The sequence below is a fragment of the Agromyces sp. GQ35 genome, assembly GCF_059758475.1.
The window spans coordinates 395,919-410,204 of the sequence record NZ_JCAXEO010000003.1 but is presented as its reverse complement, the minus strand read 5'-3'; the positions used below and the strand labels follow the sequence as shown (position 1 = coordinate 410,204).

The window sequence follows — 14,286 nt, the reverse complement described above, 5'->3', positions numbered from 1 at the left end:
CCCCCAATGGTTGCTCGTACAGACCTTTCTTGGAGATCCACTTCGAGAACTGCTGCACTTCGCGGCGTCGAGACAGGTGGATATCGCGCGACCGTGTGATGTAATGGTCGGCATCACCGACCATTCACCGACTCGAGGAGGCGCCAGCGGATGTCGGCACCCACCGGATACCTCACGCTCGACGCCCTGCGCGGCGCAGTCGCCGACGGCCACGTCGACACGGTCATCGTCGCGTTCACCGACATGCAGGGCCGGCTCATCGGCAAGCGCGTGTCAGCCCGGCTCTTCCTCGACGACGTCGCCGAGCACGGCGCGGAGTGCTGCAACTACCTCCTCGCCGTCGACGTCGAGATGAACACCGTCGACGGGTATGCGATGTCGAGCTGGGAGCACGGCTACGGCGACATGGCGATGATTCCCGACTTCTCGACCCTGCGCATGGCGCCCTGGCTCGAGGCGACGGCGCTCGTCACCGCCGAACTGCAGTGGCTCGACGGCACGCCCGTCGAGGCGTCCCCGCGGCGCATCCTGCAACGACAGCTCGAGCGCCTCGCCGAGCGCGGCCTCACGGCATTCGTCGGCACCGAACTCGAGTTCATCGTCTTCGACGACTCCTTCCGCGAGGCGTGGCGCAAGGGCTACCGGGAGCTCGCTCCCGCGAGCGACTACAACATCGACTACGCACTGCTCGCGTCGACGCGCATGGAGCCCCTGCTCCGCGACATCCGGAATTCCATGGACGGCGCCGGCATGTACTGCGAAGGGGTCAAGGGCGAGTGCAACCTCGGCCAGCAGGAGATCGCCTTCCGCTACACCGATGCGCTCGGCACGTGCGACAACCACTCGATCTACAAGAACGGGGCGAAGGAGATCGCCGACCGGCACGGCAAGTCGTTGACCTTCATGGCGAAGTTCAACGAGCGCGAGGGCAACAGCTGCCACATCCACATCTCGCTCCGGGGCGAGAGCGGTGACGCGGTCTTCAGCGATCCGGATGCCCCGCACGGCATGTCGACGCTCTTCCGTCAGTTCCTCGCCGGACAGCTCGCCGCGATGCGCGAGCTCACGCTCTTCTCGGCGCCGAACATCAACTCGTACAAGCGCTACGTGGCCGGCTCCTTCGCGCCGACCGCGATCGCCTGGGGACTCGACAACCGCACCTGCGCGCTTCGCGTCGTCGGCCGCGGCCTCGGAATGCGCGTCGAGAACCGGGTACCGGGCGGCGACGTGAACCAGTACCTCGCGGTCGCGGCGCTCATCGCGGCGGGGCTGCACGGCATCGAGAACGAGCTCGAGCTGCCCGACGCATTCGTGGGCAACGCGTACGAGAGCGACGTGTCGCGCGTCCCGGCGACGCTGCGCGAATCAGCCGCCCTCTTCGCCGAATCGGCCATCGCGCGCGACGCATTCGGCGACGAGGTCGTCGATCACTACCTGAACAACGCCGGTATCGAACTCGCCGCATACGACGCGGCCGTCACGGACTGGGAGCGGGTGCGTGGCTTCGAACGGCTCTGAACCGATCCGACCGGTCATCGGCGTCACCACCTACCTCGAGCAGGCGCAGACCGGCGTCTGGGACCTGCCGGCCTCGTTCCTGCCGAAGGCCTACATCGACGCCGTGACCGATGCCGGCGGCATCGCCGTGCTGCTGCCGCCCCAGCCCGCCACCGACGAGATCGCCACCACCCTGCTCGCGACGCTCGACGGGCTCATCGTCTCGGGCGGTGCCGACGTCGACCCGCGACGGTACGGACAATCACCGCACGAGCGCACCGGGGCGCCGCGCACCGACCGCGACGAGTGGGAGGACCGGCTGCTGACCGCGGCGATCGAGCTCGAGCTGCCGTTCCTCGGCATCTGTCGCGGTGCGCAGATGCTGAACGTCGCGCTCGGCGGCACGCTCGTGCAGCACCTGCCCGATGTCGTCGGCAGCGATGCCTACCAGCCCGCGCCGGCGAAGTTCGGCGAAGCCGAGGCCTCCGTGGCACCTGGTTCCCGGCTCGCCGCGCTGCTCGGCGACCCCGCCGCACCCCTGCCGATCCACGTGTACCACCACCAGGCGCTCGACGAGGTGGCGCCCGGCCTTCGCGTGACGGCCCGCACCGACGACGGCGTGATCGAAGCCGTCGAGCTCGCAGCCGTGCCGTTCGGCATCGGCGTGCAATGGCATCCCGAAGAGAACGCCGCCGATCGCCGGCTCTTCGCCGGTCTCGTCGAGGCCGCACGCGCGCACCACCGAACCCGATCACGAACGAGGAGCCAGGCGTGAGCCACACGATCGTCAACCCCGCCGACGAGAGCATCGTGACCACGGTCGCGTCAGCCTCGATCGACGAGACCGATGCGGCCATCGCACGGGCCGCCAGAGCGCAGCGCGACTGGGCGCGGATCGCACCCGTCGACCGCGCTCGCCTGCTGCGCCGCTTCGCCGACGCCGTCGACGGCGCCATCGAGGAGCTCGCGAGGATCGAGGTGCGGAATTCGGGGCATCCGATCAGCCAGGCCCGGTGGGAGGCCTCGCACGTGCGCGACGTGCTCGAGTACTACTCGGCGGCGCCCGAGCGACTCTTCGGCCGCCAGATCCCCGTGGCAGGTGGGCTCGACGTGACCTTCCAGGAGCCGCTCGGGGTCGTCGGCGTGATCACACCGTGGAACTTCCCGATGACGATCGCCGCATGGGGGTTCGCGCCGGCGCTCGCGGCGGGCAACGCCGTCGTCCTGAAGCCCGCGGAGTGGACCCCGCTGTCGAGCCTGCGACTCGCCGAGCTCGGGCTCGAGGCAGGCCTCCCCGACGGCCTCTTCCAGGTGATCCCCGGGTCGGGTTCCGTCGTCGGAGAGCGCTTCGTGACGAATGAGACGGTGCGCAAGATCGTCTTCACCGGCTCGACCGAGACGGGCAAGCACATCATGGCGGGCTGCGCCGACCAGGTGAAGCGGGTCACCCTCGAGCTCGGCGGGAAGAGCGCGAACATCGTGTTCGCCGATGCCGACCTCGAACGCGCCGCAGCGACGGCCCCGTACGGGGTCTTCGAGAACGCCGGCCAGGACTGCTGCGCCCGCAGTCGCATCCTCGTCGAACGCAGCGTCTACGACCGGTTCATGGAATTGCTCGAACCGGCCGTCGCCGGGGTCAGGGTCGGCGACCCCGCCGACGAATCGACCGAGATGGGTCCGTTGGTCGCCGCTGCGCACCTCGAGCGGGTGCGATCCTTCGTTCCGGATGACTCCGAACTCGCCTTCCGCGCGGGCGCGCCGGACGGGCCCGGCTTCTGGTTCCCGCCCACAGTGCTCACCCCGACGCGCGATGCCCGTGCCGCGAGCGAGGAGATCTTCGGACCGGTGGTCTCGGTCTTCCCGTTCGACGACGAAGACGATGCCGTGGGCTTCGCGAATGCCGGTCGCTTCGGCCTGTCGGGTTCGATCTGGACGCGCGACCTCAGCCGCGGCATCCGTGTCGCCCGTGCCGTCGAGTCGGGCAACCTGTCGGTCAACTCGCACTCGTCGGTGCGGTACACGACGCCGTTCGGCGGTTTCAAGCAATCGGGCCTCGGCCGGGAGCTCGGCCCCGACGCGCCGCTCGCCTTCACCGAGACCAAGAACGTCTTCCTCGCCGTCGACTGACGGCACGATCCACGACAGGAGCACCATGACCGACCTTCCCCGCATCGACCTCACCCAACGCCTCGCCGGTCGCGTCGCCGTCATCACGGGCGGCGCATCGGGCATCGGACTCGCCACCGCGAAACGCCTCGCCGCCGAGGGAGCGAAGGTCGTCATCGGCGACATGGATGCCACGGCAGGACCGGCCGCCGCCGAGCTCGTCGACGGGCTCTTCGTGCAGGTCGACGTCACCGACGAAGCACAGGTCGACCACCTCTTCGATGAGGCCGCGCGCGTCTACGGCGCGGTCGACATCGCGTTCAACAACGCCGGCATCTCGCCGCCAGACGACGACTCCATCGAGACGACCGAACTCCCGGCCTGGCAGAAGGTGCAGGACGTCAACCTGAAGTCGGTCTATCTCTGCTCGCGGGCCGCTCTTCGGCACATGACCGCGAAGGGGCGCGGCTCGATCATCAACACGGCGTCGTTCGTCGCCGTGCTGGGTTCGGCCACCTCCCAGATCTCGTACACCGCCTCGAAGGGCGGGGTGCTCGCGATGAGCCGCGAACTCGGCGTGCAGTTCGCCCGACAGGGGATCCGCGTGAACGCGCTGTGCCCGGGTCCGGTCAACACGCCCCTGCTGCAGGAGCTCTTCGCCAAGGATCCCGAGCGTGCCCAGCGGCGGCTCGTGCACATCCCGGTCGGCAGGTTCGCCGAGCCCGACGAGCTCGCGGCGGCCGTCGCGTTCCTCGCGAGCGATGACTCCTCGTTCATCACCGGCTCGACCTTCCTCGTCGACGGCGGCATCAGCTCCGCGTACGTCACACCGCTCTAGGCTCGAGACATGACCGACGCGGGGCACGACGAGCAGGCGGAACCCGCCGAGGTGCTCAGCGCCGGCCTGCTGCTGACCCCGGCCCGCCCGGCGAACGCCTTCGAAGAGACGGTGCAGCGGCTGCTGCAGTCCATCCGCCTGGGCCTCATCGGGCCGGGCGAGCGACTGCCCGCCGAACGCGAGCTGGCGACCATGCTCGAGGTCAGCCGCGACACCCTCAGGGAGGCGATCGCGTCACTGGCCGACGCGGGGTGGATCGTGGCGCGCCGCGGCCGCTACGGCGGCACGTTCGTCGCCGACGAGCTGCCGACCACCGTCGCCGCGACGTCGGGTTCCTCGGCCGATCCGCTCGTCACGTCGGGACGTCTGGAAGACACGCTCGCCCTGCGCTCGGTGATCGAAGTGGGCGCCGCCCGCCGCGCCGCCGAGAGCGAGCTCACCGGCAACGACCGCGAGCGACTGTGGCAGGCCGACGAGGAGTGCCGCGCCGCCGCCGGAGAGCAGTACCGCATGGCCGACTCCCGGCTGCACCTGCTGATCGCCGAGGTGCTCGGGGCACCGAGCGTCATTCCGCTCGTGGCCGACGTGCGGATGCGCGTCAACGAGTTACTCGACGGCATCCCCCTGCTGGCACCGAACATCGCGCACTCCAACGAGCAGCACCGGGCCATCGTCGAAGCGATCCTGCGCGGCAGTGCCGACGACGCGGCGACCGCGATGGCAGAACATCTCGAGGGCACGGAGGCGCTGCTCCGCGGCTTCTACGCCTGACCGCGTTCCGCGGCACGCGAACGGGCCGCCTCCCGGAGGAGACGGCCCGAATCTCGGAGCAGCGGGCTCAGATGAAGGCGAAGGGCAGCATCGCGAGGCCGAAGACGAGGAAGCCGAGCGTCGCAAGCACGGCTCCGGCGAGCATGACCGAGTTCAGCACGATGCCCCAGATGGCCATGGTGCGTGCCGCGGGCTCGCGCTTGAGTGCCATGATGCCGAGCACCAGGCCGATCGCCGGCACGACGAAGGTGTAGCTCGCGACGATTGAGACGAGGCCGAGCACGAGGCTCGAGATGCTGAACCCGCGCGTCTCCGCCGCCGGCGCGGCGTACGGGTTCGGCTCCGCGAACGGCGCCTGGGTTGCGGTGTCGGTGAGGGTCGTCATGGTGGTGGTCTCCTGTTCGTGGGTGCCCGGTTCGTGGGCATGAGACAAGGCTACGGATGCGTCCGACGGCACGATATGGGGCTATCCCCCGGTTCCCGGGGCGGGCGTGCACACGTCCGGCCCGCGGGTGAACCGCGGCGCTGGTACCCGCCTGCTGAGCCGATACGATCTGATGGATTCCCCGCCCCCTCCTCCTGAACGGAGCAGTATGACCCTGCCCTGGACCATCCACGGCGATGGCAAGAACGTGGCCCCCGACGAGGTCGTGGCCCCCGGCGAGCGGCTCAGCTGGCCGCGCACGATCGGCCTCGGCGCCCAGCACGTCGTCGCCATGTTCGGTGCGACCTTCCTCGTGCCGATCCTCACGGGCTTCCCGCCCGCGACGACCCTGCTCTTCTCCGGCCTCGGCACGATCCTCTTCCTCGTCATCACGAGGAATCGGGTGCCGAGCTACCTCGGTTCCTCGTTCGCGTTCATCGCACCGATCACGGCGGCGACGGCCGCGAGGGGTGTGGCCGACCCGATGGGCGCAGCGCTCTTCGGCATCGTCGTGGTCGGCGTGCTGCTCGCGCTCGTGGGGCTGCTGGTGCTGTGGGTCGGCACGAGATGGATCGATGTGCTCATGCCTCCCGTGGTGTCCGGCGCGATCGTTGCCCTCATCGGGTTCAACCTGGCGCCGGCGGCGTTCGACAACTTCAAGGCCGCCCCCCTCACGGCACTCATCACCCTCGTGGTCGTCGTCATCGCGAGCGTCGCGTTCCGCGGCATCCTCGGCCGAGTGTCGATCCTCATCGGCGTGCTGGTCGGCTACGCAGCTGCCGCGATCCAGGGCGAGATCGACTTCACCCGCATCGAGACGGCGGCGTGGGTCGGCCTGCCGGCATTCCACCTGCCCGCCAATCCGCTCGCCGATGCCGCCGTCTGGGGCGTGCTGCCGGCGTTCCTCCCGGTCGTCCTGGTACTCGTCGCCGAGAACGTCGGTCACATCAAGGGCATCGCCCAGATGACCGACCCCTCGGTCAATGCGCACACCGGGCGAGCACTCTTCGCCGACGGCCTCGCGACCACCATCGCCGGATTCTTCGGCGGCTCCGCGACCACGACCTATGGCGAGAACATCGGCGTGATGGCCGCGACGCGCATCTACTCCACCGCGGCGTACTGGGTCGCGGGCGTCATCGCGGTGCTCCTCGGCCTCTCCCCCAAGTTCGGCGAGGTCATCAACACGATTCCCGCCGGCGTGCTCGGCGGCGTGACGACGGCGCTGTACGGACTCATCGGCATCATCGGCGTGAAGATCTGGCTCGAAAACCGGGTCGACTTCTCGAAGCCGGTGAACCAGTTCACCGCCGCGACGGCGCTCATCATCGGCATCGCGAACTTCACCTTCCAGATCGGCACGGTCGCGTTCAACGGCATCGCCCTCGGCACGATCGCCGCAATCGTGATCTACCACCTCATGAACGGCATCGCCCGGGCACGCGGCACCGCGTGAGAACGGTGTCGACCTGACGAGGCCACGAACGACGGATGCCCCGGGGCCGATGATCGGCTCCGGGGCATCCGTCGTTCGATGGCTCGATCAGCCGCCGAGCAGCGCCTCGACCGGCCCGCGAGCGAAGTAGATCAGGAAGCCCGCGGCCACGACCCAGAGCAGCGGGCTGATCTGGCGCACCTTGCCCGACAGCGAGCGGATCACGACCCAGGCGATGAAGCCCGCACCGATGCCGTTGGCGATCGAGTACGTCAGCGGCATGACGGTGACGGTGAGGAAGACCGGCACGAGCACCGAGAACTCGGTGAAGTCGATCGACTTGATCTGCGCCATCATCAGCGCACCGACGATGACCAGCGCAGCGGCGGCGACCTCGGTCGGCACGATCGAGACGAGCGGCGTGAAGAACATCGCCGCGAGGAACAGGAGGCCGGTCACGATGTTCGCGAGTCCAGTGCGCGCCCCCTCGCCGATGCCCGCCCCCGACTCGATGAAGACCGTGTTCGAGGAGCCGGACGTGAAGCCGCCGGCGACCGCACCGACGCCCTCGACGACGAGGGCGGACTTCAGACGGGGGAAGTCGCCCTTCTCGTCGGCGAGACCGGCCTCTTTCGAGAGCCCGGTCAGGGTTCCCATCGCGTCGAAGAAGTTCGTGAACACGAGGGTGAAGACGAGCATCAGCGCGGCGAGCACACCGATGCGCTCGAAGCTGCCGAACGAGACCTGGCCCACGAGCGAGAGGTCGGGAAGACTCACCCATTGCGCCGGGAGCTCCGGCACCGAGAGACCCCAACCACCCGGGTTGACCTCGTCACCCGCGAACTTCGGGCCGATGTTCCAGATGGCCTCGACGAGCACCGCGATGACCGTGCCGGAGAGCAGGCCGATCAGGATGCCGCCCTTGACCTTGCGCGCCACGAGGATCGCCGTGAGCAGCAGCGTGACGACGAAGATGATCGTCGGAACGGTGCTGACCGAGCCGTTGATGCCGAGACCGACTGGCGGGGACCCCGCGCCCGTCGAGGTCACGAAACCGGCGTCGACGAAGCCGATGAACGCGATGAAGAGGCCGATGCCCACGGTGATCGCGATCTTCAGCTGGATCGGCACTGCGTCGAAGATCAGACGTCGAAGGCCCGTCACCGCGAGCAGCACGATGATGAGGCCGTTGATGATCACGAGCCCCATGGCTTCGGGCCAGGTGACCTGGCCCACGACCGAGACCGCGAGGAAGGAGTTGATGCCGAGACCCGCGGCGAAGCCGAAGGGCAGTCGCGCCACGAGGCCGAACAGGATCGTCATCACGCCGGCAGTGAGACCCGTGACGGCCGACACCTGTGCGAACCCCAACTGATCGCCGTCGACGTCGACGCCGGCCGACAGGATGATCGGGTTCAGGATCACGATGTAGGCCATCGTCACGAAGGTGACGATGCCGCCGCGAATCTCGGTCGCGACCGTCGATCCGCGTTTCGTGATCTCGAAGAAGCGGTCGAGGCGGCCCCCTGCCCGCTCGCGCTGCGGTGCGGCCTCGGGGGCCGTTTGCGTCTCAGGGGTCGTTTCAGTGGTCATCCGGGAACCTTCGATGAGGGACGCGCACTGCGTGCGCGACGGGTGGACTGGACGGGGTCAGCCGAACAACTTGGTGAGGTGCTCGCCCACGATCAGGTAGATGCCGAGGATCACGGCGAGGCCGCTCACCACGAAGCAGGCCCAAGCTCCGATGAAGGCGGCGCGCTTCTGCCCGTCGCTCAACGGGCTCTTGCGCGCTGCCTTGGCCGCACGCTTCTCGGCTTGGCGGATCTCGGCGGGCGTCACGATGGTGATCGCGTCGGTGAACTCGGCGGGAGTGACGATCGGTGTGCGGCCCGAGGTCGTCAGCAGCCGGATGCCGAGCGCATACGAGGCGACGACCACGCCAGTGCCGACCATCGCCGACACGAGCACGAGCAGGAAGGAGAGCCAGTTGATCACGAGGCCACCTTCTTCTTCGGCTTCGGGTTCCGCTTGATCTTGACGGCGCGACCGGAATGCGCGACCTCGCTGACCACGTTGTGGTGCGAGACCTCGCTGCGACGCGACCACAGGAAGATGCCCGCGATGACGGCGACTCCGACGATCGCGTCGATGATGATGCCGATGACGCCGAGATGCGCCACGAGCGCGGCGAGCGCGCCGACGCCACCCGCCGCCGGGAGCGTGAGCAGCCAGCCGATGCCGATGCGTCCCGCGGTGCGCCAACGCACCTTCGAGCCGCGGCGGCCGAGGCCGGAGCCGATCACGGATCCCGACGCGACCTGCGTGGTCGAGAGTGCGAAGCCCACGTGGCTCGAGGCGAGGATCGTCGCCGCGGTTGCGGTCTCCGAGGCGAACCCCTGCGCGGGCTTCACGTCGGTCAGGCCGGTGCCGAGGGTCTTGATGATGCGCCAGCCGCCCATGTACGTGCCGAGCGCGATCGCCACGGCGCACGTAACGATGACCCAGAGCTGCACGTCTGCACCCGCCGGCTGCAGGCCTGCGGCGACGAGGGTGAGCGTGATGACGCCCATCGTCTTCTGAGCGTCGTTCGTGCCGTGCGCGAGCGCGACGAGAGACGAGGAGAACACCTGCGCGTGGCGGAATCCGTCGCGGCCGTCGGGCTTGCCGTCGTAGCGACGGGTGATGGCGTAGGCGAGTTTCGTGGCTGCGTACGCGATGAGCCCAGCAGTGAGGGGCGCGAGCAGTGCCGGCAGGATGACCTTCGACATCACGACCGCGAAATCGATCGCTCCCACGCCGAAGCCGACGAGCGCCGCGCCGATCAGTCCGCCGAACAGCGCATGACTCGACGACGACGGCAGCCCGAGCAGCCACGTGATCATGTTCCACACGATCGCGCCGATGAGCCCGGCGAAGATCAGCTCGGGAGTGATCAGCACCCCGCCGTCGCCCTCTTTGATGATGCCGCCGGAGATGGTCTTCGCCACCTCGGTCGAGAGGAACGCACCGACGAGGTTCAGGATCGCGGCGAGCCCGACGGCGACCTTCGGCCGCAGCGCGCCAGTGGCGATGGGAGTCGCCATGGCGTTCGCCGTGTCGTGGAATCCGTTGGTGAAATCGAAGAAGAGCGCCAGTGCGATGACCAGCACGACGATGAGGGTGAGATCCACCGGCGTCTTTCTCTGGGATCGGTGAGGCCCATGCCTTCGAGCGTGGAATTCACCAGATGTTCAGGGGACGTGCCTTGCAGAGTCGGCGTTCGCCGTGCACCCGTCGATACTACGCGACGGGACTCCGCTCCTCCACCACGGTCGCGAGGTCGGCGCCGAAGACGAAAGTCCGGCGCACATCGCCGCCCGCGAGTACCCCGGGAAGCCATCGCTTCGCGTCGTCCCACATCTCGTCGAGCGGGATTTCGAGCACGTCGAACCACTCGGGATCGAGTTCATCGGACGACGCCGGCACGCCGTTCCAGCGACGGCACACGAACACGTTCGACTCCTGGCTCCACGCCTCGCGATGCGGGAAGAGATAGCTCAGCAGCCCGCGCGGCTCGAGGTCGGCGGTCGAGACCACGAGACCGGACTCTTCGAAGACCTCGCGCACCGCGGCATCCGCCGGCGACTCCCCCGGCTCGAGCTTGCCGCCCGGCGCGACGAAGTAGCCCGTGCCGAGCCCGTGCTTCTTGCGGCCGAGCAGCACCTCGGTGCGACCACCGTGCTCGCGCAGGAGATAGCAGACGCACACCTGGGGCAACGACATGCTCAGCCGAAGAGGATCTTCGCCTCGTCGTACCGGGACTGCGGGACGCGGTTGAGGCTGCCGACGGCGTCGGCGATCGAAACGGTGCGGATGTCGGTGCCGCGGAGTGTGACCATCGAGCCCCACGCGCGATCGTAGACGGCCTCGACGGCGGCCATGCCGAGGCGGGTCGCGAGCACGCGGTCGTACGCCGAGGGGGCACCGCCGCGCTGGATGTGGCCGAGCACCGTGGCCCGCGATTCGATGCCCGTGCGCTCTTCGATCATCGGGGCGAGCTGTTCCGAGATGCCGCCGAGGCGGGGGCGGTTGAAGGCATCGAGGCCCTTGTGGGAGTGCGCCTCGTTCATGCCGGGCAGGGTGAAGCCCTCGGCGACGACGACGAGCGGTGCACGACCGCGGTCGCGCACCGACTCGACCCATTCGCAGATCTGCTCGATCGACTGGGGCTGCTCGGGGATCAGGATCGCGTGCGCTCCCCCGGCCATGCCGGAGTGCAGGGCGATCCAGCCGACGTGGCGGCCCATGACCTCGAGCACCATGCAGCGGCCGTGCGAGTCGGCGGTGGTGCGCAGGCGATCGATCGCCTCGGTGGCGATCTCGACGGCCGTGTCGAAGCCGAAGGAGTAGTCGGTGGCGGCGAGGTCGTTGTCGATCGTCTTCGGCACGCCGACGACGTTGATGCCTCCCTCGTCGTGCAGGCGGCGCGCAGCCGTCAGGGTGCCCTCGCCGCCGATCGCGATGATCGCGTCGATGCCCTGCTCGTCGAGCATGCGCTGGATGTTCTCGGGCCCGCCGCCCTCGCCCTCGAACGGGTTGGTGCGACTGGAGCCGAGGATCGTGCCGCCCTGCTTCGCGAGACCGCGCACGTCATGACGCGTGATCGGCATGATGTCGGCTTCGACGACGCCCTTCCAGCCCCAACGGAACCCGACGAACTCGGTCTCGTGCGAGATGACGCCCTTCAGCACCGCACCGCGGATGACCGAGTTGAGGCCGGGGCAATCGCCGCCCGACGTGAGGATGCCGATCTTCATGGCGCGTGAGACTCCTTGCTGTGGGGGAATGCGTCGCGGGAGCCGCTTCATCGGGGCACGACTCCGGGAAGTCTAGCGAACCTCGACTTCGCCTTCCGACGCGGTCCGGGATCGTCTACAACGACCCGTCGAGCGCCTGCCGCAGGAGGTGCTGCAGGGCGTCGAGTTGCACCGAGTCGGCCGAGCCCGGCTCGACGTCGCTGCCGTCGAGTGCTCGAGCGGCGAGGCCCTGCTTGGAATCGATGAGCTCGGCGATGCGGGCATCGATGGTATGCGCCGCGATGATGCGCCAGGCCGTGACCGGCTCGTCTTGGCCGATGCGGTGCACGCGGTCGATCGCCTGCGTCTGCTCTGCTGCCGTCCAGCTGAGCTCGGCGAGCACGACGTTCGACGCGGCCTGCAGGTTGACGCCGACGCCCGCCGCGGTGAGCGAGCAGACGGCGACGGCGACCTCGGGGTCGTTGTTGAACGCGTCGATCGCAGCCTGACGCTGCAGTGCGGTCTGGTCTCCGCGCAGCGAGACGGTTCGGAGCTCCCGGGCGGCGAAGGCCGCCTCGGCCTGGTCCATGACGTCGATGTGCTTGGCGAAGAAGACGACCTTCCCGACCGAGCGCGCCAGCTGGGCCGCGTAGTCGGCAGCGAGCCCGGCCTTGGCCTGGCCGATGCGGCGCACCATCGTGAAGACGTTCTCACCCGACTTCGTCGACTTCGACTCCTCGAGTTCGGCGCTTGCCACGGCTCGGATGAACTGGTCGCGCTGTTCCTCGTCGAGGTCGCCGACACGCAACTTGCGCGCCTCGACGAGAGCCCGGAAGCGTCCGGCGAGGCGGTTGCCGAGCTCGCGCTCGGCGGCGCGGACCGAACGGCCGAGCTCATCGTCGAGCTCGACGGGGAGATCGGCGATGCGCTTGGCGGGCAGGTCGGCCGCGACATCCACCTTTCGACGGCGCACGATGCCGAGATCGATCACCGAGCGACGAGCGGCGCTGTAGAAGCCGGGATCGGCGGGCGTGAGCCCCGTCTCTTCGAGCCGGCCGAGCAGCTCGGGCGAGGGCTTGTCGCCCTCGATCCAGCCGAGGAACTTCCAGATCGCCCGGAAGTCGTCGACGTCGTTGATGAGGGGGGTACCGGTGAGCGCGAGCAGCAGTGGGTCTCCACCGGGCGCGGCGCGGCGGATGCGCTCGGCGAGGGCGAGCACGTTCTTCGATCGCTGCGATTGCAGGTTCTTGATGAAGTGCGCTTCGTCGACGACCATGCCCTTGAATCCGAGGGTCGACAGCCACGCCATGTGCCGGTCGAGCACGTCGTAGTTGACGATGACGACGTCGGCGAAGGCATCGAGAGTGTCGCCGTCGCCGTGGATCACGGTGGCCCGGCGATGGGGAGTCCACCGCTCGACCTCGCGCGCCCAGTTCATCTTCACGACGTTCGGTACGACCGCGAGCAGCGGGTAGGCACCCGAGACGGATGCCGCGAGCACCGACTGCGCCGTCTTGCCGAGGCCCGGTTCATCGGCGAGGAGGAAGGTGCGGTGGCCCTCTCGCGCGCTCTCGATGAAGCGCACCTGGTGTTTCATCAGCTCGAGGCCGCGCGGCGAGAGCCGGTCGACCTTGGGCGCCTCGGGCAGCTCCATGCTGGCCGCCTGACCGCCTGAACCGACCTCGAACGACTTGAACAGCGGTCCGAGCAGCTCCCAGTTCGCGAGCCGGCGCACCGGCACCGTCGAGGCGGCCGGCTTGGAGAAGTCGGGCGGGAGGAACGGGTTCGCGAGCTGCCGCGAGCGAACAGATGCCGGGATGACCTGATTCTCGCTGAGCTGGGGTGCGACCTCGGCCTCCCTCGTGATGATGAGCTCGTCTGGTGAGAGTTCGGCGCCGGACTCGAGCAGCCAGTCGCGACGGAATCGCTGCGCCACGGTGGAGATCGAGGCATCGGGTTCGAGCAGGGCGATGAGGCTCGTGTCGCGGGCCGCGGTCTTCGCGAGGATCTGCGCGATGCCGTCGAGCCGCTTGAGCAACTCGGCTCTCGCGGAGTCGGTCACCTCGGTGTCGGTCTTCACCCGGGCACGCTCCTCGCGCATGAGGAGCGCGATCACCTGGAACTTCGTGCGGTTCGTCGGGCCGAGTTTGCCCTTCTGCGCCTTCTGCTCCACCTCGCGCACCTTGCGCGCGAGGATCGGGATGATCGGTGCGTCATCGTCGCGTGAGCGCGTCCGCTGTCGCTGCCTCGTCTGGGCCAATGGTCCTCCAGTATCTGGGCCGAATCCGGCACGCCCCTCGCCACCGTCGGATGATCGAGACCGCTCGATCGCACCGACTGCATCGGTGGCCCGCGGTGCGCGAATCCCGAACCGAGCATCGCGAGAACTCAGGTTCTGTGATCAGACCCAGCTCACGCGGTCGGCCGAAGAACGGATTCG

General features: G+C 68.6%; 13 protein-coding genes. 6 read left to right on the top strand and 7 right to left on the bottom strand.

Annotated features, from left to right (window positions below; genetic code table 11):
* Window positions 1–150 precede the first annotated feature (150 nt).
* From AC6CH0_RS17000 to AC6CH0_RS16980, 5 genes are read left to right on the top strand one after another with little or no spacing between them, the layout of a single operon-like run.
* Window positions 151–1,518, top strand: coding sequence for a glutamine synthetase family protein (locus AC6CH0_RS17000; protein WP_498103014.1), 1,368 nt, complete (start codon window positions 151–153; stop codon window positions 1,516–1,518).
* Window positions 1,499–2,272 carry a gamma-glutamyl-gamma-aminobutyrate hydrolase family protein gene (locus AC6CH0_RS16995; RefSeq protein ID WP_498103012.1) on the top strand — a complete coding sequence of 258 codons (774 nt, stop codon included), beginning with the start codon at window positions 1,499–1,501 and terminating at the stop codon, window positions 2,270–2,272. Before AC6CH0_RS17000 ends, AC6CH0_RS16995 begins: the two co-directional genes overlap by 20 nt.
* Window positions 2,269–3,624, top strand: coding sequence for an aldehyde dehydrogenase family protein (locus tag AC6CH0_RS16990; RefSeq protein ID WP_498103010.1), 1,356 nt, complete (start codon window positions 2,269–2,271; stop codon window positions 3,622–3,624). The genes AC6CH0_RS16995 and AC6CH0_RS16990 overlap by 4 nt, the downstream gene beginning before the upstream one ends.
* A gap of 25 nt (window positions 3,625–3,649) precedes the next feature.
* Entirely contained in the window at window positions 3,650–4,441 is a 792-nt protein-coding gene (locus tag AC6CH0_RS16985; RefSeq protein WP_498103008.1) for a 3-oxoacyl-ACP reductase, read from the top strand.
* 9 nt (window positions 4,442–4,450) lie between these two features.
* A complete protein-coding gene (locus tag AC6CH0_RS16980) occupies window positions 4,451–5,212 on the top strand; it encodes a FadR/GntR family transcriptional regulator (RefSeq protein WP_498103006.1) in 762 nt (253 codons plus the stop codon).
* A 67-nt stretch (window positions 5,213–5,279) separates the two neighbouring features.
* On the opposite strand, the gene AC6CH0_RS16975 is transcribed toward AC6CH0_RS16980, so the two are convergent.
* Window positions 5,280–5,597 carry a hypothetical protein gene (locus AC6CH0_RS16975; RefSeq protein WP_498103004.1) on the bottom strand — a complete coding sequence of 106 codons (318 nt, stop codon included), beginning with the start codon at window positions 5,595–5,597 and terminating at the stop codon, window positions 5,280–5,282.
* Window positions 5,598–5,805: 208 nt separating this feature from the next.
* Here AC6CH0_RS16975 and AC6CH0_RS16970 point away from each other — a divergent pair, with 208 nt between their 5' ends.
* On the top strand, window positions 5,806–7,092 hold the full coding sequence (locus AC6CH0_RS16970) for a uracil-xanthine permease family protein (RefSeq protein ID WP_498103002.1): 1,287 nt from the start codon (window positions 5,806–5,808) through the stop codon (window positions 7,090–7,092).
* Window positions 7,093–7,179: 87 nt separating this feature from the next.
* Here AC6CH0_RS16970 and AC6CH0_RS16965 read toward each other — a convergent pair whose 3' ends face one another.
* From AC6CH0_RS16965 to AC6CH0_RS16940, 6 genes are all read right to left on the bottom strand, one after another.
* Window positions 7,180–8,664, bottom strand: coding sequence for an NCS2 family permease (locus AC6CH0_RS16965; protein ID WP_498103000.1), 1,485 nt, complete (start codon window positions 8,662–8,664; stop codon window positions 7,180–7,182).
* A 57-nt stretch (window positions 8,665–8,721) separates the two neighbouring features.
* The gene (locus AC6CH0_RS16960; protein WP_498102998.1) at window positions 8,722–9,066 is read right to left on the bottom strand and encodes a peptidase; all 345 of its coding nucleotides are present in this window, start codon (window positions 9,064–9,066) and stop codon (window positions 8,722–8,724) included.
* Window positions 9,063–10,241, bottom strand: a complete 1,179-nt coding sequence (locus AC6CH0_RS16955) for an inorganic phosphate transporter (RefSeq protein WP_498102996.1) — start codon at window positions 10,239–10,241, stop codon at window positions 9,063–9,065. Before AC6CH0_RS16955 ends, AC6CH0_RS16960 begins: the two co-directional genes overlap by 4 nt.
* 109 nt (window positions 10,242–10,350) lie before the next feature.
* Window positions 10,351–10,833 (bottom strand): 8-oxo-dGTP diphosphatase, encoded by a 483-nt coding sequence (locus AC6CH0_RS16950; protein ID WP_498102994.1) that lies wholly within the window; start codon window positions 10,831–10,833, stop codon window positions 10,351–10,353.
* Between the two features lie 2 nt (window positions 10,834–10,835).
* Window positions 10,836–11,867, bottom strand: coding sequence for a 6-phosphofructokinase (locus AC6CH0_RS16945; RefSeq protein WP_498102992.1), 1,032 nt, complete (start codon window positions 11,865–11,867; stop codon window positions 10,836–10,838).
* A gap of 115 nt (window positions 11,868–11,982) precedes the next feature.
* Window positions 11,983–14,106, bottom strand: a complete 2,124-nt coding sequence (locus tag AC6CH0_RS16940) for a DEAD/DEAH box helicase (protein WP_498102990.1) — start codon at window positions 14,104–14,106, stop codon at window positions 11,983–11,985.
* Between the last annotated feature and the right edge of the window lie 180 nt (window positions 14,107–14,286).

Bases quoted from the DNA above. Each gene is read 5' to 3' on its own strand.
- AC6CH0_RS16950 (WP_498102994.1), bottom strand. From the start codon at position 10,833: ATGTCGTTGCCCCAGGTGTGCGTCTGCTATCTCCTGCGCGAGCACGGT.
- AC6CH0_RS16965 (WP_498103000.1), bottom strand. From the start codon at position 8,664: ATGACCACTGAAACGACCCCTGAGACGCAAACGGCCCCCGAGGCCGCA.
- AC6CH0_RS17000 (WP_498103014.1), top strand. From the start codon at position 151: ATGTCGGCACCCACCGGATACCTCACGCTCGACGCCCTGCGCGGCGCA.
- AC6CH0_RS16970 (WP_498103002.1), top strand. From the start codon at position 5,806: ATGACCCTGCCCTGGACCATCCACGGCGATGGCAAGAACGTGGCCCCC.
- AC6CH0_RS16985 (WP_498103008.1), top strand. From the start codon at position 3,650: ATGACCGACCTTCCCCGCATCGACCTCACCCAACGCCTCGCCGGTCGC.
- AC6CH0_RS16975 (WP_498103004.1), bottom strand. From the start codon at position 5,597: ATGACGACCCTCACCGACACCGCAACCCAGGCGCCGTTCGCGGAGCCG.
- AC6CH0_RS16980 (WP_498103006.1), top strand. From the start codon at position 4,451: ATGACCGACGCGGGGCACGACGAGCAGGCGGAACCCGCCGAGGTGCTC.
- AC6CH0_RS16945 (WP_498102992.1), bottom strand. From the start codon at position 11,867: ATGAAGATCGGCATCCTCACGTCGGGCGGCGATTGCCCCGGCCTCAAC.